Origin of the sequence: Bradyrhizobium sp. 215_C5_N1_1 (genome assembly GCF_052075935.1) — a bacterium.
In the GTDB taxonomy this organism is placed as follows: domain Bacteria; phylum Pseudomonadota; class Alphaproteobacteria; order Rhizobiales; family Xanthobacteraceae; genus Bradyrhizobium; species Bradyrhizobium barranii.
The window spans coordinates 4,471,249-4,487,900 of sequence record NZ_CP197228.1; the positions used below are offsets into that span (position 1 = coordinate 4,471,249).

At 61.9% G+C, this 16,652-nt stretch carries 17 protein-coding genes; 11 read left to right on the forward strand and 6 right to left on the reverse strand.

Annotated elements, in window-relative coordinates; translation table 11 throughout:
- The first annotated feature begins 15 nt into the window (after positions 1-15).
- Genes AB7G19_RS21545 through fabI form a run of 3 tightly spaced genes read left to right on the forward strand, consistent with a single transcriptional unit; the run spans position 16 to position 2,983 of the window.
- On the forward strand, positions 16-978 hold the full coding sequence (locus AB7G19_RS21545; protein WP_283016505.1) for a phosphate acetyltransferase: 963 nt from the start codon (positions 16-18) through the stop codon (positions 976-978).
- 5 nt (positions 979-983) lie between these two features.
- The gene (locus AB7G19_RS21550; protein WP_283016504.1) at positions 984-2,198 is read left to right on the forward strand and encodes an acetate/propionate family kinase; all 1,215 of its coding nucleotides are present in this window, start codon (positions 984-986) and stop codon (positions 2,196-2,198) included.
- On the forward strand, positions 2,195-2,983 hold the full coding sequence (fabI, locus tag AB7G19_RS21555) for an enoyl-ACP reductase FabI (protein ID WP_028147828.1): 789 nt from the start codon (positions 2,195-2,197) through the stop codon (positions 2,981-2,983). The genes AB7G19_RS21550 and fabI overlap by 4 nt, the downstream gene beginning before the upstream one ends.
- 6 nt (positions 2,984-2,989) lie before the next feature.
- Here the strand turns inward: fabI and AB7G19_RS21560 are convergent, their stop codons facing one another.
- The 5 genes from AB7G19_RS21560 to AB7G19_RS21580 form a co-directional block, all read right to left on the reverse strand.
- Positions 2,990-3,448: a MaoC family dehydratase gene (locus tag AB7G19_RS21560; RefSeq protein WP_071913863.1), complete on the reverse strand. Its 459-nt coding sequence runs from the start codon at positions 3,446-3,448 to the stop codon at positions 2,990-2,992.
- Between the two features lie 13 nt (positions 3,449-3,461).
- Positions 3,462-4,112 carry a 3-oxoacid CoA-transferase subunit B gene (locus AB7G19_RS21565; protein ID WP_071913865.1) on the reverse strand — a complete coding sequence of 217 codons (651 nt, stop codon included), beginning with the start codon at positions 4,110-4,112 and terminating at the stop codon, positions 3,462-3,464.
- 4 nt (positions 4,113-4,116) lie between these two features.
- A complete protein-coding gene (locus tag AB7G19_RS21570) occupies positions 4,117-4,764 on the reverse strand; it encodes a CoA transferase subunit A (protein ID WP_038944143.1) in 648 nt (215 codons plus the stop codon).
- Positions 4,765-4,856: 92 nt separating this feature from the next.
- Positions 4,857-5,453, reverse strand: coding sequence for a hypothetical protein (locus AB7G19_RS21575; protein ID WP_166341360.1), 597 nt, complete (start codon positions 5,451-5,453; stop codon positions 4,857-4,859).
- Complete coding sequence (locus tag AB7G19_RS21580; protein ID WP_354233559.1) at positions 5,450-6,376, reverse strand: alpha/beta fold hydrolase; 927 nt, start codon at positions 6,374-6,376, stop codon at positions 5,450-5,452. The genes AB7G19_RS21575 and AB7G19_RS21580 overlap by 4 nt, the downstream gene beginning before the upstream one ends.
- A gap of 132 nt (positions 6,377-6,508) precedes the next feature.
- Here AB7G19_RS21580 and AB7G19_RS21585 point away from each other — a divergent pair, with 132 nt between their 5' ends.
- Genes AB7G19_RS21585 through AB7G19_RS21610 form a run of 6 tightly spaced genes read left to right on the forward strand, consistent with a single transcriptional unit; the run spans position 6,509 to position 11,418 of the window.
- On the forward strand, positions 6,509-9,016 hold the full coding sequence (locus AB7G19_RS21585) for an alpha/beta hydrolase (RefSeq protein WP_283016502.1): 2,508 nt from the start codon (positions 6,509-6,511) through the stop codon (positions 9,014-9,016).
- 9 nt (positions 9,017-9,025) lie between these two features.
- Positions 9,026-9,889 carry an alpha/beta fold hydrolase gene (locus AB7G19_RS21590; protein ID WP_283016501.1) on the forward strand — a complete coding sequence of 288 codons (864 nt, stop codon included), beginning with the start codon at positions 9,026-9,028 and terminating at the stop codon, positions 9,887-9,889.
- Positions 9,890-9,916: 27 nt separating this feature from the next.
- Positions 9,917-10,267, forward strand: a complete 351-nt coding sequence (locus AB7G19_RS21595) for a phasin (RefSeq protein WP_071913875.1) — start codon at positions 9,917-9,919, stop codon at positions 10,265-10,267.
- 49 nt (positions 10,268-10,316) lie between these two features.
- Entirely contained in the window at positions 10,317-10,493 is a 177-nt protein-coding gene (locus tag AB7G19_RS21600; protein ID WP_166096581.1) for a hypothetical protein, read from the forward strand.
- Between the two features lie 16 nt (positions 10,494-10,509).
- Positions 10,510-10,644 carry a hypothetical protein gene (locus tag AB7G19_RS21605; protein WP_354123791.1) on the forward strand — a complete coding sequence of 45 codons (135 nt, stop codon included), beginning with the start codon at positions 10,510-10,512 and terminating at the stop codon, positions 10,642-10,644.
- 24 nt (positions 10,645-10,668) lie between these two features.
- Positions 10,669-11,418, forward strand: a complete 750-nt coding sequence (locus tag AB7G19_RS21610) for a MarC family protein (RefSeq protein WP_225048843.1) — start codon at positions 10,669-10,671, stop codon at positions 11,416-11,418.
- A gap of 424 nt (positions 11,419-11,842) precedes the next feature.
- Here AB7G19_RS21610 and AB7G19_RS21615 read toward each other — a convergent pair whose 3' ends face one another.
- Positions 11,843-12,586, reverse strand: a complete 744-nt coding sequence (locus AB7G19_RS21615; RefSeq protein ID WP_441268062.1) for a C13 family peptidase — start codon at positions 12,584-12,586, stop codon at positions 11,843-11,845.
- A gap of 489 nt (positions 12,587-13,075) precedes the next feature.
- On the opposite strand from AB7G19_RS21615, the gene AB7G19_RS21620 reads away from it, so the two are divergent.
- Both AB7G19_RS21620 and AB7G19_RS21625 read left to right on the forward strand, forming a co-directional pair.
- Complete coding sequence (locus tag AB7G19_RS21620) at positions 13,076-14,068, forward strand: Gfo/Idh/MocA family protein (RefSeq protein ID WP_439035016.1); 993 nt, start codon at positions 13,076-13,078, stop codon at positions 14,066-14,068.
- An 877-nt stretch (positions 14,069-14,945) separates the two neighbouring features.
- Positions 14,946-16,598, forward strand: a complete 1,653-nt coding sequence (locus tag AB7G19_RS21625) for an arylsulfatase (RefSeq protein ID WP_354133839.1) — start codon at positions 14,946-14,948, stop codon at positions 16,596-16,598.
- Positions 16,599-16,652: the final 54 nt, after the last annotated feature.

Here is a 16,652-nt window from a genome sequence, read left to right on the forward strand (position 1 = left end):
ATCGGGAGTGACATCATGTCGGCCGACACGACGCAAACCCAGCCCGGCAGCAAGTATGATCGGTTAATTGCGGCGGCGAAGGGCGCGCCGCCAACGCCGACTATCGTGGTGCATCCTTGCGACGAGACCTCGCTGCGCGGTGTTATCGACAGCGCAAGCGCCGGCATTATCCGGCCCGTGCTCGTCGGGCCCGAGCGGAAGATCAAGGATACCGCCGCCCGGTGCGATCTCGATGTGTCCGGCTTCGAGATCGTTGATGCCGCGCACAGCGACGAAGCCGCGGCCAAGGGCGTCGAGCTCATCCATGCCGCCAAAGGCGAGCTGTTGATGAAGGGCAGCCTGCACACCGACGAATTGATGCGCGCCGTCACGGCCAAGACCGGTGGCTTGCGCACCGACCGGCGTATCAGCCATGTCTTCGTGATGGACGTGCCTGTCTACGCGGAGACCATCTTCGTGACGGATGCGGCGATCAACATCTTCCCCGATCTCGACGCCAAACGCGACATCATTCAGAATGCGATCGACCTCTACAATCAGGCAGGGTTCGGCAAGACGCCGCGGGTCGCGATTCTGTCTGCCGTCGAGACCGTGACCTCGAAAATCCCCTCGACCATCGAAGCCGCTGCCCTATGCAAGATGGCCGATCGCGGCCAGATCACCGGCGGCATCCTCGACGGCCCGCTGGCTTTCGACAATGCCATCGATCTGGAAGCCGCGCGGATCAAGGGCATCACATCCGAGGTCGCCGGCCGCGCTCAGATCCTGATGGTTCCGGACCTGGAGTCCGGCAACATGCTGGCCAAAAATCTCGCCTATTTCGCCAAGGCCGATGGCGCCGGCATCGTGCTCGGTGCGCGCGTGCCCGTCGTGCTGACCTCGCGCGCGGATTCCCCACGTGCGCGGATGGCGTCCTGTGCGGTCGCCGCGCTCTATGCTCATGCCCGGCGTCAGAAGGCGCCGACGGTTGCCGCGTGATCGCCATGGATACGATCCTCGTCGTCAATGCCGGCTCGTCCAGTGTGAAGTTTCAGGTCTACGCGATCGAAGGCGACGGTGCGCTTCGTCGTCAGATCAAGGGACAGATGGACGGTATCGGCAGCCGACCGCGTCTGCGGGCAAGTGGCCCGAGCGGCGATCCGATGGCCGATCGGGCCTATCCGATCGAGGCTGTGCCTGATGTTCCGGCGGCGATGGCCGTTGCCGGCGACTGGCTGCGGGACGAACTTCGCGTCACGCCGATCGCGGTCGGTCACCGGGTCGTGCATGGCGGGCCGGACTATTCGCGGCCAGTACTGATCGACCACGGCGTCGTGTCCCGTCTCGAACGATTTGTGACCCTGGCGCCGCTGCACCAGCCCCACAATCTGGCGCCGATCCGTTCGCTGCTGGCGAATTTCCCGACGCTGCCACAGGTTGCCTGCTTCGACACCGCATTTCACCGCACGCATGATGCCGTCGCCGACCACTATGCTATTCCGCATCAACTTCATGCCGAGGGTGTCAGGCGCTATGGCTTTCATGGGCTGTCCTACGAGTATATCGCCCGGACGCTGCCGGGCGTGGCGCCCGATATCGCGAAGCGGCGCGTGATCGTTGCCCATCTCGGCAGCGGCGCGTCGATGTGTGCGCTCAAGGACGGGCGCAGCGTCGAGAGCACCATGGGTTTCACGGCGCTCGATGGCCTCCCGATGGGAACGCGTCCAGGGCAGATTGATCCCGGGGTGGTGATCTATCTCATCTCCGAGAAAGGGATGTCCGCCTCAAACGTGCAGAATTTCCTTTATCGCGACTGCGGATTGAAGGGGCTCTCCGGTGTCAGCAATGACATGCGCGAGCTGGAGGCGAGCGCGGACCCCAAGGCGAAGCTCGCGGTCGACTATTTCGTCTATCGGATCGGTCTCAGTGCCGGCATGCTCGCGGCCGCCTTGCAGGGCCTCGACGCCTTCGTCTTCACGGCCGGGATCGGCGAGAATTCGGCGAACATTCGCGCGCGCGTGGTCGAGCAGCTCGGATGGCTCGGCGTCACGCTCGATCCCGTCGAGAACTCCCGCAATTCCAGATTGATCTCGCGTTCCGACAGCCGCATCCCCGTCTACGTCGTGCCGACCGACGAAGAGCTGATGATCGCACAGCATACGCTGTCGCTGTTGATGAACGGACAATCGACCAATCCAAGACAAGAGAGGGTGTCATGATCCCCGTGTTCCCGGATACAAAGGTTGCCCTGAAGGGCAAGAAGGGCCTCGTCGTCGGCATCGCGAACGACCAGTCCATTGCCTGGGGGTGCGCGAGGGCATTTCGTGCGCTTGGGGCCGATCTGGCCGTCACCTATCTCAACGATCGCGCCAAGAAACACGTCGAGCCGCTGGCGCAGGCACTGGAAGCGCCGATCTTCATGCCGCTGGACGTGATGACGGAGGGGCAGACCGAGGCGGTGTTCGAGCGGATTACGAAGGAATGGGGACAGCTCGATTTCCTGCTGCATTCGATCGCCTTCTCGCCGAAGGAGGCACTCCATGGCCGCGTGGTGGACGTCGGTCGCGATGGCTTCCTTAAGACGATGGACGTCTCTTGCTGGTCATTCCTGCGCATGGCGCATCTCGCCGAGCCGCTGATGAAGAACGGCGGCACGATGTTCACCATGACCTATTATGGCAGCCAGATGGTGGTGGAGAACTACAATATCATGGGCGTGGCGAAAGCGGCGCTTGAAGCGGCCGTCCGCTACGCGGCCGCCGAGCTTGGCCCCAAGGGCATCCGCGTGCACGCGATCTCGCCCGGCCCGCTCGCCACGCGCGCGGCGTCAGGTATCCCGGAGTTCGACGAGCTCATGGACAAGGCGCAGTCTAAAGCGCCGGCGCGCAGCCTGGTCAGCATCGACGACGTCGGCAACGCCACTGCGTTCCTGGCGCTGGATGGCGCCAAGCTGATCACCGGGGGCGTTCTCTATATCGATGGCGGGTATCACATCATCGACTGACCGCCCTCAGCGATAGTGGAGGGCGATCAGCTCGGCGACACAAGCGGGCTTCTTGCCGCCCTCGATCTCGATCACGAGATGATAGTTGACGCGCAAGCCGTCCGGCGGCACGTCCTCGGTTTCAGCGACGGTGACCCGGCCGCGGAGCTTTGAGCCGGCCGGCACCGGCGCCAAATACCGGATGCGATCCGCGCCGTAATTCAGCGTATTGCGCAGCCCTTTCAAGCCCATCACGGATCGAATGAACAGCGGAGCAAGCGAGAGCGACAGCAGGCCGTGAGCGATGGTGGTGCCGCCGGGCGCTTCCTTCCTGGCGCGGTCCTGGTCGACATGGATCCATTGCTCGTCACAGGTTGCTTCGGCGAATTTATTGATCCGATCCTGGGTCACTTCGATCCAGTCGCTCGCGCCGATCTCGGTGCCGACCGCGGATTTGATCTCGTTGAAGTCGCTGAATATCCGCATGGTCGTGACCTCGTCAGATCGTCATTTCCGGGATGTTGTCAGGAATGACCAATTCGGCCTCTGTCACCGCCACAACCTCGCCAACGCTGACACCTGGGGCGGTCTCGAGCAGCGTCGCCTTGCCGTCCGCAAAACCGATGACCGCCATGTCGGTCACGACCAGATGAACCGGGCGCGCCGAGGTCAGAGGCAAGTTGCATGTCTTGACGATCTTCGACTTGCCCTTCGCTGCATGTTGCATGGCGACGATGACCCGCTTTGCGCCGCTGACGAGGTCCATCGCCCCGCCCATGCCCGGCACCATCTTGCCCGGGATCATCCAGTTGGCGAGAAGCCCATGCGCATCGACCTGGAGGCCGCCGAGCACGGTGACGTCGACATGGCCGCCGCGGATCAGTCCGAACGACATCGCGCTGTCGAAGGTCGCCGCACCTGGGAGCGCGCTAATGGGGCGGCCGCCGGCGTCTGTCAGCGTCGGATGCGCCATGCCTTGTTCGGGAATCGGCCCGGTGCCGATCAATCCGTTCTCCGACTGAAAAAAGACTTTCAAATCGGCCGGAACGTAATTCGCAACCAAGGTCGGAATGCCGATGCCGAGATTGACGAGGTTTCCGCTCTTCAACTCCCTGGCGACGCGTCGGGCGATGATGATCTGCGGGTCCATGATCTCACCCGTTGGTAATCAGGTAATCGACGAGCGGCGCCGGGGTCACGACGTGATCGGGCGCGATGACACCGACGGGCACGATGTTCTCTGCAGTGACGATGACCGTGTCGGCAGCCATCGCCATGACCGGGTTGAAGTTGCGGGAGGTCAGCGCGTAAGCGAGATTGCCGAGATAGTCGGCGAGAAACGCGTGAACCAGCGCGTACTGCGCCCGCAATGCCGTCTCCAGCAGGAACGGCTTGCCATCCACCTCGATCTGACGCTTGCCTTCGGCAACCAGCGTTCCGACGCCCGTCGGCGTCAGCACCCCGCCGAGGCCACATCCGCCCGCGCGGATGCGTTCGACGAAGGTGCCTTGCGGCACGAGATCGACGGCGATCTGGTTCGCGAGCATCTGCTGCTGCGCCTTCGGATTGAGGCCGATATGCGTTGCCGTCAGCCTTGAGACCAGCGTAGCGTCGAACAGCTTGCCGACGCCTTTGCCGGGAGTAGCGGCGTCATTGCAGATCAGAGACAGGCCGGTCTTGTTCTGCCGCACGAGTTCGTCAAGCAGGCGCTCCGGGGTTCCGACGCCCATAAAGCCGCCGACCATGACGCTCGCACCGGCCGGGATCATCGCAACGGCTTCTTCGACGGAAACGGCCTTCATGGGCGGAACTCCGGTCGGAGGTGCAGGTGAATACTGGATCGATGTTGGGGGCGGGCAGACTCTCGGCCTTGATCTGCGTCAAGGTTGCCGGGTCATTCGCGCAGGTCAACGCCGACGCCTGCTAGGGTCTCGTGCCAGAGCCTGCGCACCTCGGCGTGCCGCCGTTCGAGCGTCGCGCTGACGGCGTCCCGGAAAGGTAGGAGGTCCGGGCCCTTCAGGAACAGAATCTGCGCCTGCAACAGCCGGCCGCTCTCGAACTCGATGCGGCGCAGCGCCATCACGAAGGGATCGTTCGCGTTCGCTTCCGTCGGCAGCAGGGCCGCCGGCCGGATCCCGGCATGGACCGCATGTGCGAGCGTCGCGAGGTGAATGGTCTGCGCGCGGGTGTGATCGGCGATGCCTTCGATCGGGGCGGGAAGCCAGGCCATCTCCCAGGATGCCGCCATGGGGCCCAGCGCGAGGTCCGGGACCCACGCGGTCGCGCGCATGAGAAGCGAGACGATCTCGCTCTCGCGATAGAACTGCGCGTTCAATTCGGTCTGCCAGGCGGCATCGAATCTCGCGGGCAGGGCGACCGCGAATTGCCGTGCCAGCGCACCATGCGCAGAAACCAGGAACGCGGCGACCCGCGTCTGCTGGCGCGGCGGCACGCGTCCGTCGGCTTGCAGCGGTCCGAAGAACGCGCTCATATTGCTGGCCTCTGCACCGGAATCGCGCGCAGATGGTCATAGCCGGCGGGAAACGGCGAAAAGTCCCCGCCGGCCTCTTCCGGCGCGATCAAGACCTGTTTGTTGCCCTGCCAGCGGCCAGCCAACACGTCCTCGGCGAAGCGCGCCAACAGGTCGGCTGTTAGTGCAGCCTTTTCGAGCGTGAAGGCGTGATAGGCCCTCGGGATGATGACGAGCGCACTGTCAGGAATTTCCACACGCAACGTCTCGTGCAGCGCCCGCGGCGTGAGGAAGTCGAACTCGCCGTTCAGGATCATCGTTGGGACGGATATTGAGGAAAGCCGCGGCGTCAGCGGCTTGAAGTCGAGGAAAGACTCCATCAGGTTCTGAAGGGCGTACACGTCGTTGACCAGCCAGCCCTGCCGCTTCACGTTGTCGAGCTTGTCCAGCAGCGGCTTCAACCACTGATCAGACAGGTTCATCGGCAGTAACAGATCCTGGAGGTAGCCGGTGCCGCCCAGAATGAGGCCGGTGCGCAAGGCGTTGCCGATCAGTAGCAGTTGTGGCGAAAGCTCGGCGAAGCAGCTCATCGGTACAAGACCCGACAGCCGCGCGCCATGCTCGATGGCATAGCGCAGCGCGATCAAGCCACCGAAACTGATGCCACTGAGGAAGACCGGACCGTCGCCAAGCTCGCCGATCAGGCGATGCAGCACGGCGATGTGGTCGTCCTGATCGATGAACAGCGCGGGCTTGTCGGAGACGCCCTGGCCGAGCAGGTCGAAGGTAGCGACCCGGAACCGCCGTGCGATTAGCGTGTCGCGATACGTGCCCCAAAGCTCGGAATACTGCGTGAGACCGTTGACCAGCACATAGGCAGGCGCATTCGCCGGTCCGTCGAGCTCATAGCGGATACGATATGAGCCATGACTGAGGAAGGGCATTGCGGGGACCGGCCAGCGTGACGATGACCACGATCCTCAAGGCAGGCTCAAGGATTCCATTGAGCTAAATCAAACCTCAGGAGGAGGTCCAGCCTAGCGTTCGCGCAAAATACCGCCAGGAGGGAGTTCGTCATGAACGGGAGAAGCGCACTCAAGCGTTGCTTCGTCAGCCTGATCCTGTTGCTGGTCGGTACCGCGCTCGCGGTCGCCCAGCCGTTCACGCGGCGCTCGTCGCAGATGCAGCATGACGGGCTCAAAAAGACCTATGAGATCGCGAACTTCCGGCTTGGCGGCAAGTACGACCTGGCCAATCCCTCCAAATGGGAGAATGGCGGCGAGGGCGGCGTGACGCTGGAATCGCTCGGGGCAGGCAAGCTGCGTACCGGATACATCGCGATCGGCAACGCGCGGCGCAATGCCGCCGGTGAGATCACCAACGCGGTCGTGATCAATTCCTATTATTCCGGCGATTCCACCGATATGTACGAACAGTGGGTCAAGGGCGCGGCCCTGTCGGGCGGCGTCCCGATCATCGGCCCCGGACGGCCGATCGACACCGACCGCTACTACGTCATCATGGTCGACCCGCTCGGGACGTGGGGCGCCAGCAAACCGTCCGACGGCCTCGGCATCAAGTTTCCGCAGTACAGCTACTACGACATGGTGCAGGCGAACTACCGCCTGCTGCGCGACGAGTTGAAGGTGGCGCGCGTCGCGCTTGTCACGGGCGTCTCCATGGGCGGCACCCAGACCTACGTGTGGGGGGTCATGCATCCCGAATATATCGGCGCCCTGATGCCGATCGGCGGCACCACGCAGTCGGACGGTGAAGACCCCGTCGGCAACTGGACCTTCCAGATGATGACGGCCGCGATCGAGGGCGATCCGGTCTGGCAGGCGACCAAGGGCGACTACTACAATCTGCCCAAGGAGAAGCACCCGATGCCGGGTGTGGCGTTCGGCTGGTCGATCCTGGGCATGACGGGCTACGACTTCGGCTTCCGCACGACCCAGAACTGGGCCGCGGTCCAGCCCGAGATATTCTACTGGGATCCGCCGAACGAGAAGGCCGGTCTGAGCGTCACCAACCGTGCCAAGCTCTATGACGCCGTCGATCTCGTCTGGCGCAACCGGGTCGGTGAGACCCACAACATTAATCCATATCTCGGCCGCATCCAGGCGCGCACGCTGGTGATGCACATCACCAACGACCTCTGGCTGAACTTCAAGCTGGCGCAGAAGGCCGTAGATCGCGTGCCGGGCGCGGACCTGATCGCGCAGGAGAGCCCGGTCGCCCATTACGGCGTATTCCCAATCATCAACCAGCGCAAGAACGATCCGAAGTTCGTCGCCTTCATGGACGACGTCGCGGCTCTCGATCGCGCGAGGATGTTCGTCGACAAGAATTATCGCGTACCGGGCGTCGCCGAAAACATCGATCCGAGCAAGTCCTTCTGGAAGGACTTCGTGACCTATCCCTATCCGGTCAAATACGCCAACGCCAAGGACAAGATCGGCAACACCTGGCAGATTGGTTACATGGATGAGTATGCCGGCACCGACAAGGATCCCAAGGTCCTCGTCATCATCCACGGCAAGGGCGCATTCGGCGGGCACTATGGCAACATCATGCAATATGCGCTGCGGAGTGGCTTGCGTGTGATCGTGCCGGACTTGCCGAACTACGGCATGTCCGGGCCCGGTAATCTCGATAAGAGCCCGGCGCGCACCATGCAGGATATGCGCGAGGTCATCTACGATCTCGTCGTAAACCAGCTTGGCGTCAAGAAAGCCTATTATCTCGGCCACTCGCTGGGCGGTCAGTTCGTCACGGGGTACGCCCTGACCTGGCCGGATGCGGTGCAGGGCCTCGCGCTCGAAGCACCATCCGGACTCGAGGAATACCCGCGCGACATCACGATCGCGAAAGACAAGAAGGCACCTCTGTTCCAACCGGGACTCGGTCGCGACTTCGACAAGTGGAAGCAGATCTGGGACCAGACCGGCATCCTGGCGGCGGAGAAGGCCCGCGACGAGCAGGGCATTCGCGACTTCTTCTATTTCAAGAAGCGCGACCCCGACACCGGCGTGGTGTCGGCGGCGAAGAGCGGCTACTTCTTCAGCGACAGCGAATATGCGCGCTTCCATACCGAGCAGCGCGTCGGGCTTACCAAGGGCAATCCCAAGGAGCTCGAACAGTGGTGCAACGTCTTCATCTTTGACATCTACACGATCGGGGCCGAGCTCCAGCAGGATGATCCGAAGAACCTTTACGAGCGGGTCACCCAGATCAAGGCGCCGATCTTCCTCGCCTTCGGTGACAAGGAGCCGTTCATCCCGACGCCCGCTTTCAACGGGCTGACCGATCTCGGACGCGACGTCATCACGCCGTTCATGACGCGCATGACCAACGCGGGCAACCGGCCGATTCTGAAAATCTATCCGGAGACCGGGCACTTCATCCACACCGACAATCCGGTGGAATATTCCGCCGACGTCGTGGACTTCGTCACGAAGGGAACGGTCGACACCTCATCGCCCCTCGGCACAGATCGCATGATCAAGGGGTCCGTGGTATCCGCCCTGCCAGTGGCGCCGACACCTCCCGGTGCGGCACCAACCGCCGGTCTCAACAAATAGGATCGGTCTATGCCACGGGTGCAGGCGGGTGAAATCGAGCTTGGCTGGCGGGAGTGGGGCCGAGGCGAAGTGACCGTCGTCTTCATCCATGGCAATCTCGCCAGCAAGGACTGGATCGAGCTGGCTGCGCCCTTGTTTCCGACGGGCCTGCGCGTCATCGCCATCGACTGGCGCGGCTGCGGGGACAGCGACCGGCCGAAGCCTGCCGCCGATTATGCGAACTACTCCATGCAGCAGCATGCCGAGGACATGCTGGCGGCACTCGACATGCTCGACATCGGCCATTGCCATCTCGCGACGCATTCGACCGGCGGCATCATCGCCGCCCGTATGCTCTTGATGCAGCCGCAGCGTTTCGGACGCGTGTTCGCACTCGATCCGGTGACGCCGCTCGGCATGGCTTTCAATGCCGACCAGATCGGCCTGTTTCGGGCGATGATGGCGAGCAAGGACCTGACACGGACGATCATGGCGACCGCGGCGTCCTCGCTGTTCGTGCCCGAGAGCATGGCGCCGAACGCCGTGCCTCGATTTCGGGAGGGATTGAAGGACATCCAGGCGTTGTTCGACCGCATCATCGAGCAGACCTTTGGCGTCTCCGAGGGCATCTGGATCGGAACGCCGGTCAACCTCACGAAGGAAAGAGAGAGCAGGGAGCTCGAGCGCCGTATGCCGGAGCTGAAGCATCCGCACCTGGTGCTATGGGGCGAATGGGACGGTTGGATTCTGCCAGCCGATCTTCACGTCATGGCCGCTGCGATGCCGGATTGCCGTCTCGTGATCGTGCCTCGCGTCGGGCACTCGATGAATCTCGAAGTACCCGCGCTCTACGCCGGTTATTTCGGCGCCTGGTTCGGAGGGCTTACCGCGTAACTGCTAACACCTGAAGGGAGAGACGTCATGGCAGAGATCAATCTATCCGCAGATAACGTCCGTGCGGCGCTGACCGAGGCACTTGGCCGCCTGCGCAAGGCCAACGCCGACTATTTCGAGATGCTGGAGAAGGGGATCAGTTCGTCGCCTCTGCCGATCGCGAACCAGGCGAAGGAGTTTTGCAGTTTCATGCAGCGCAATGTCACAGCGACCCTGGACCTCAGCGACAAGCTGATCCATGCCAAGGATGTCCAGGACGCGCTCAAGCTTCAAGCCGATTTCTTCCAGGAGCAGATGCGGGCCCTGACCGACCAGACCAAGACCATGGGTGAGGCGGCGATGAAGGCGGCCGGCGGCATGTTCAGTCCGAAGAGCTGAGACTGCAACCACGGTACTGACAGACGCGGTAGCGTCAGAAAGGTCTGGTATGGCCGAGACCAACAAGCTTTCTGTCGAAAAGGCACTCCAGAAGTTGCTTCGCGACGAACCCTTGGAAACGGCGAGCGAGCAACGAGACGAAAAAGCCGAGGCGCTCAGGGAGGAGATCAAGCGCATGCGCGCGCAGAGATCGCGTCTTGAACGATCACCCGGCAAGGACAAGTGAGATCCGGTATCATCGGATGATGCCCCGGTTTTTCGTCGGCATGCTGGCCCGTGTCGCCAACAGCTGGTCGGTGGCCGTGCTGTTTGAGGTTCTGCGCAAGCCGCTCGACAATCTGGCCGATTTCAAAGCGCCCGGCTTCACATGGCCGTAAGCCGAGGAGCGGAGTGGGCGCAGCATGCGTGATATCGCCACATCGGGGCTGGTTGCCGATTTCCTGTTCGGCTTCGGCGCGCTGTTCGCGATCATCAATCCCTACGGACTGGCCTTCATCTTCCTCGACAAGACGAGAGGTCTTTCTGAAGACGAGCGCGCGAGCCTTGCGCTGCGGGTTGCCGGATATGCCTTCGTGGTCCTGCTGGTGTCGCTGTTTCTGGGCAGCCAGATCCTCAACTTCTTCGGCGTGACCATCCCGGCGCTCCGGATTGCCGGCGGCCTCGTAGTCGCAGCGACAGGCTGGTCCATGCTCCACGCACCCTCGGGCCCGGCCGGACCTCACGAGGTCTCGTCCCCCGATCATGCGACCATGAAGCGCATGGCCTTCTTTCCCCTCACAATTCCGCTGACGACCGGGCCGGGAACGATCGCGACAGCCATCGCGATCGGGATTAGCCGCACCAGCAGCCTCGATGCGATGTTCCAGTCATCGATCGTTTCGCTTCTGGTGGCGTTCGCCGTCACCGCGGCGATCTACCATGCCTACCGGAAATCGAGCGCAATGGCGCGCCTGTTCGGCGAGGAGGGCACCAGCGTGGTGACGAAACTGTCGGCTTTCCTGCTGCTCTGCATCGGCGTGCAGATCATCCTCACCGGCGTTTCCGAGGTCGCGCGGTCCATATTGGACAGCGCTCCGCGCGCTATCCAATCGGTGGAAACACGCGGACCGCAACACCAATCGGCCAATGCGACTCCGATGTTGGTCCGGTGATGATCAGGTAGAGTCCGTCTCCATCGGCGTTTGGCGCTCTACCTCGAGCGGTTTGAGCCTTCCAGCCATTCCTCAGGAAAAACCGTCCTCTGAACCCACGGTCAAAAAGCCGCGGTCAGTGATCTGTCACCGCTCCTCCAAACTGGAGCAACCAAGGCGCTGAAACCCCAGCGATTTTAGTCGATCCTTATGAAGCATGCGCGAGTAGCTACGGTGACAAGCTACTAACAATTGGCCCAAACGTGCGCAACCGCCGACAGAAGGTAACACTTTAAGATCGGCGGCACGCGGGTGCGGCGGGGAGTTCATTTGCCCGGCGCACTCGCGAATGTGATAAAGCGACTTGTTCCACGAAACCGTGATGGGATGTGCATTGCGGGTGCACGCCTGCAAGGAATCGCCTCAGGGCTTCGCGGCCGGTTGTTCAAGGGCGTCCGACGAGCAACGGCAGGACGTCTGCGCCGCCTGCCATGAGGGGATTCGACGGCTCGAAATGTTCCCGCAATTCTCGCTTCCGGACGAGTGAGCGCGCATCCAGAAACGCATCCTTCAGACTAACGGCTTTCCGGAGCGCGATGTTGAAAAATGCGTCGCCGAAATAGGTCCACTTGGCCTTGTCCTGACAGCCGAACGACGGATGGTTGGCATCGGCCGTGGTGATGACCAGCACATCGGGATTCGCCAGGCGCGGGATAAAGACCCCGGAATAACAAGCCGAGATGACAACCACCTTGTGTCGCACACCTGTCTTCGCGAGCATGTTGCTGAGACGAGATGGCGTGAGCGTCTCTGTGTGCCGCCCCGCCTTGATTGCGAGGCCGTCTGGAGAGCCATGCGAGGTGAGAATCAAAAAGAGAACGTCTTTCTCAGCATCCAGGCGGTTGGCTGCCGCCTGCAACGACCTGGTCAGCGCTTCGATCGTTGCATTTCCGCCCTTCTTGGAATTGTACTCCACATTGATCGATCCAGTCCGAAAACGGCCAGCTACGACCTGAGCTGCACCGGTCGCCTCGGATCTAAACACGCCTTGATCCCCGAACAGGCCAAAGGACACCACGCCAACCTTTCCAGCGTCCTCAACAGCATGTACCGACGAAACTAACGGCCAGATGGTCAGAAAAAAAGCGACGAGCGGCGCACCGAGCCTGATCGAGGACCTGGAGGTCATAGCGAACCTCGTTTCGAGATCGCCGCGAGAGAACTACCGCTCAACACAAATAGTGAAAACCCAGTGTAGTTCCATTCTTCGGAACGGACACGCATGAGCCCGGAAATGCGAAGTAGCGGCACCTCCGATTAAGGTCCGCTTAGTGGGTCGGAGCGGACCAGGTTTGCTAACGCTAGGTTCTTCGCATTTTGACCCAACGCGGACATTACCCCGGAGATCTTGCGGCAATGATAGCCGCGGAATCTTTGCGTGCTGCGCGGGACACAAGGACGTTATCGCCGCGCGCAGCAACTACACAAGAAAGTTGTGCGCGCAACTCTATCGGTGGGTCTATTTAGTTATTTGCGCTGTTTTTTGATCACCCGCTCGGACCCGATCGGCCACGTCAGTGACGAAGCGATGCGGAGGTGCTCGCAGCCGTTGCTTTTCCTTTTGAAGGCCCGACTCTGGTAACGAAGGATTCGAAATATGAAAGGAGAGGGGACCTCGATGTCGAGCCCGTTGCGAGTCGGCTTGGTCGGCGCATCGAAGATCGCGATTCGCTCGGTGCTTGCGCCGGCGCGCGTCCTTCCTGGGATCGAAGTGGTTGCGATTTCCGCGCGCGATCCTGGCCGGGCGGAGGCCTATGCTGCCGAGCATGGCATCGGCCGCGTCTATGCGAGTTATGCCGAGATGCTTCGTGATTCCGCGATCGATCTGGCCTATGTCGGCACCACGCCGAACGTCCATGCCGAGCAGGCGTTGGGCGCGGTCGAAGCTGGCAAACCGGTTCTCGTCGAAAAGCCGTTCGCAATGAACGCCGACGAGGCGCAACGCGTGTTCGAGGCGGCGCATGCTGCGGGCGTGCCGGTGTTCGAGGGAATGCATTCGCTGCATCACCGGCTCTGGGCGCGGGTGATGGAGGTGATCGAAGGCGGCATGATCGGCGCCGTCCGCCATGTCGAAGCCGAGTTCAGCGCCTTCATTGCCAAGGAGGGTAATTTCCGCTGGGACGCGCAGTCGGGCGGCGGCGTGCTGCGCGATCTCGGCGGCTACCCGCTCGCCTGGGTGCGGCGTGTCTGCGGCGATGCCTTCCGGGTGACGCAGGCCGAGCTTGAATTCGAGGAGGGCGTAGGCGCCCGATTTTCGACCGAGCTGATGTTCAAGAGCGGGGTGAGTGCGGCGGTCCGCGGTTCGATGATCGCGACGCCGGCGCGGGTGCGCCTGATCGTGGAAGGCGAGCGCGGCCGGCTCGACGTCACCAACCCGCTCGCACCGCAGCTCGGCCATTTGCTGCAGCTCAACGTGGACGGCAAGGAGCGCACCGAGACCCTCGAAGGCCCCAGCACCTTTGAGGCGCAGCTTACGGCGGTACGCGCCACCCTGCAGGAGGGCAAGCCGTTCCCGCTGCCCGCCGACAGCTATGTCCGATCGATGGAGGCGATCGATCGCGTCCGCGCCGTCTTAGCCGAGCGCTATGGCGCGCCGGGCGCGCTCGCCTGAAAGTTATGTTCGGCCGCGTTGCCTTCGGAATTTTATCGTGGCGCTGATTTGGTCATTTGCGCTGTACTTTAACTCTGCAAGATTGGACTGCAGCTCGGAGGAATGGCGTCGCCGGAACGTCCACCCAGGATGCGCCGGGAGCGCGTGAAAGCTCGGGCATTGGAGTTGGAGATGGAATTACCAGCCGAAGAAGACGGTCGATTACCCTAATCGGGCCTGCTATTTGCCGTGACGGCAAGGCAAATGATTTAGGCGGAAAATCCGGTGTGGGGAGGGTGGGCACGCGGGCCAACCATGGGTTTGTGGTCCCAAAAGCCCGCCGACTGCGTCGAGCAATGTCTGAGTTCGAGGGCAAAGCGGAAATCATATGCTCGTACTGAGTTCTTCTCAGTTTGACCCGTACCGGACGTCGGGCCGAACTCTGGACGATTCGTTCGTAATCGATCTCAATGTTGCGCCCGCAGTTTGTGTCTGACGAACGGTCCTCCGCCCGGCTCCCGCGACGCGCGCGGCAAACATGTCCGCCTCCGGACAAGATGAAATCGCAAACAGAAGGCTAACGAGCTGTCCGTCAATGTCAGCATCACTGACGTACGCACGAACGCCTGGTCGCAAACCGCATTCGATGGTTGTCCTGCTTGATCTGAATCAAAAGCGGGCTTCCCGAGAATTGGAGGTTGGCTTTCCGTGCGTCAGGCAAAAAGCGTGACAGCACTGCAACCGGAGAGTGACCATGTTTGACTGCATTCTCAAGAACAGGCCGCGAGCTGGAGCGAGCGTTTCGCCGAGGAAGACGACAGGTTGGCATAAGCGGGTCACGGCTACATTCCTCGGAGCAACGACACTTATGTCATTGTCAATAACCGGGCTGACGAGCATGCCCGCTGCGGCACAGCAGCAGAAACCAAACATTCTCTTCATCATGGGCGACGACATCGGCATTATGCAGCCGAGGATCTACCATCAAGGCCTGATGGTCGGTGAGACACCCAACATCGACCGCATCGGACGAGAGGGTGCGAAGTTCATGACCTACTACGCCGAGCAAAGCTGCACTGCCGGGCGCACCGCCTTCTTCACCGGCATGACGCCGCTGCGCGCCGGCATGATTCCGCCGCAACTGCCCGGCAGCCCATCCTTCCTGCAGCCCGGCACGCCGTCGCTGGCCAAGTTCCTGCTCGACCTCGGCTACAACACCGGCGAGTTCGGCAAGAACCATCTTGGCGACCACTCGGCAGCGCTGCCGACGGCACACGGCTTCCAGGAGTTCTGGGGCTACCTTTATCACCTCGATGCGATGCAGGGCGTGAGCTTCCCCGACATCAACAAGACTCCGATTGAACAGGCCATCGTTGCGCCTTGCAAGAACACGCCGGTGCGCGGACTCGCGGAGGTCCCAGGCGCGGTGGATCCCGCGACCACGCTGTGCATGACGCCGCCGCGGCCGGTAATCGCCTGTACCTCTTCCGACGGCACCGAGAGGAACCAGACGTGCAAGGACGAGGGCCCGATGACGCTGAAGCGCTCTGAAACCGCGGATGAGGAAATCTCGGCCAAGGTCATCGACTTTCTCGACCGCAACGACCCGAAGAAGACCAACAAGCCGTTCTTCGTCTGGTATAACCCGGCGCGCATGCACATCACCACCATGCTGTCCGACAAGTACATGGCAATGGTAGGGACGCCCGGTGGCAGGGACTGGGGCGTCAACGAAGCCGGCATGAAGCAGATGGACGACAACATCGGCTATGTGATCAAGAAACTCGAAGACATGGGCCAGCTCGACAATACGATTGTAGTCTTCACCACCGACAACGGCGCCGAAGTGATCACCTACCCCGATGGCGGCAACACGCCGTTCAAGGGTGGCAAGCTGACCACCTGGGAGGGCGGCATGCGCGCTCCGTGCGTCATTCGCTGGCCGGGCCAAATCAAGCCTGGCACAGTCTTGGACGACATCTTCGCATCGTACGACTGGTTACCGACCTTTGTTGAAATCGCCGGTGGCGCCAAGGGCAACGACCTCAACAGGCAGATCATGGCGGGCACGTATCCCGGCATCGTCAAGACCAAGCTTCAAGGCGTCAACCAGCTCGACTATCTGACCGGCAAGTCGGACAAATCGGCACGCGATCACTTCTTCTACTACGGAGGTCCGGTTCCGTCGGCAGTGCGCTACAAGAACTGGAAGATCTACTTCGCGATGGCATCAGAGGCCGCGAGCGGTGGCCTCCTGGGGGTCCATACCTTCCATTGGCCTTTGGTCAACAACATCAAGCGGGATCCGTTCGAGGGTTCGGTTGGTTTCCAGCCGTCAAGCCTTATGGGTCAGAGCGGCGCACTCGCCGGACCGGTGACCGCTTATATCTACGACTGGAACATCATTCCTGTTGGCCAGGCGCTGTGGCTGCAGGAGCTCGAAAGCTACGGGCCGTACCCGTCGCTGCAGTCCCCGGCGTCCTACAGCCTGGCCCAGGTTCTGACGGAGGTGAAAGAACAGATGAAGAGGACTCGCGCAAAAGGAGATTAGGACGTCGCGAGACTAGATAGCCTAGCAAGGCGTCTGATCATGCTCGCGGGCGGC

Coding starts and splice junctions, on each gene's coding strand:
- AB7G19_RS21590 (WP_283016501.1), top strand. CDS start 9,026: ATGCCACGGGTGCAGGCGGGTGAAATCGAGCTTGGCTGGCGGGAGTGG.
- AB7G19_RS21575 (WP_166341360.1), bottom strand. CDS start 5,453: ATGAGCGCGTTCTTCGGACCGCTGCAAGCCGACGGACGCGTGCCGCCG.
- AB7G19_RS21545 (WP_283016505.1), top strand. CDS start 16: ATGTCGGCCGACACGACGCAAACCCAGCCCGGCAGCAAGTATGATCGG.
- AB7G19_RS21600 (WP_166096581.1), top strand. CDS start 10,317: ATGGCCGAGACCAACAAGCTTTCTGTCGAAAAGGCACTCCAGAAGTTG.
- AB7G19_RS21625 (WP_354133839.1), top strand. CDS start 14,946: ATGCCCGCTGCGGCACAGCAGCAGAAACCAAACATTCTCTTCATCATG.
- AB7G19_RS21610 (WP_225048843.1), top strand. CDS start 10,669: ATGCGTGATATCGCCACATCGGGGCTGGTTGCCGATTTCCTGTTCGGC.
- AB7G19_RS21615 (WP_441268062.1), bottom strand. CDS start 12,586: ATGACCTCCAGGTCCTCGATCAGGCTCGGTGCGCCGCTCGTCGCTTTT.
- AB7G19_RS21565 (WP_071913865.1), bottom strand. CDS start 4,112: ATGGACCCGCAGATCATCATCGCCCGACGCGTCGCCAGGGAGTTGAAG.
- AB7G19_RS21570 (WP_038944143.1), bottom strand. CDS start 4,764: ATGAAGGCCGTTTCCGTCGAAGAAGCCGTTGCGATGATCCCGGCCGGT.
- AB7G19_RS21605 (WP_354123791.1), top strand. CDS start 10,510: ATGATGCCCCGGTTTTTCGTCGGCATGCTGGCCCGTGTCGCCAACAGC.
- AB7G19_RS21550 (WP_283016504.1), top strand. CDS start 984: ATGGATACGATCCTCGTCGTCAATGCCGGCTCGTCCAGTGTGAAGTTT.
- AB7G19_RS21580 (WP_354233559.1), bottom strand. CDS start 6,376: ATGCCCTTCCTCAGTCATGGCTCATATCGTATCCGCTATGAGCTCGAC.
- AB7G19_RS21595 (WP_071913875.1), top strand. CDS start 9,917: ATGGCAGAGATCAATCTATCCGCAGATAACGTCCGTGCGGCGCTGACC.
- AB7G19_RS21620 (WP_439035016.1), top strand. CDS start 13,076: ATGTCGAGCCCGTTGCGAGTCGGCTTGGTCGGCGCATCGAAGATCGCG.
- fabI (WP_028147828.1), top strand. CDS start 2,195: ATGATCCCCGTGTTCCCGGATACAAAGGTTGCCCTGAAGGGCAAGAAG.
- AB7G19_RS21560 (WP_071913863.1), bottom strand. CDS start 3,448: ATGCGGATATTCAGCGACTTCAACGAGATCAAATCCGCGGTCGGCACC.
- AB7G19_RS21585 (WP_283016502.1), top strand. CDS start 6,509: ATGAACGGGAGAAGCGCACTCAAGCGTTGCTTCGTCAGCCTGATCCTG.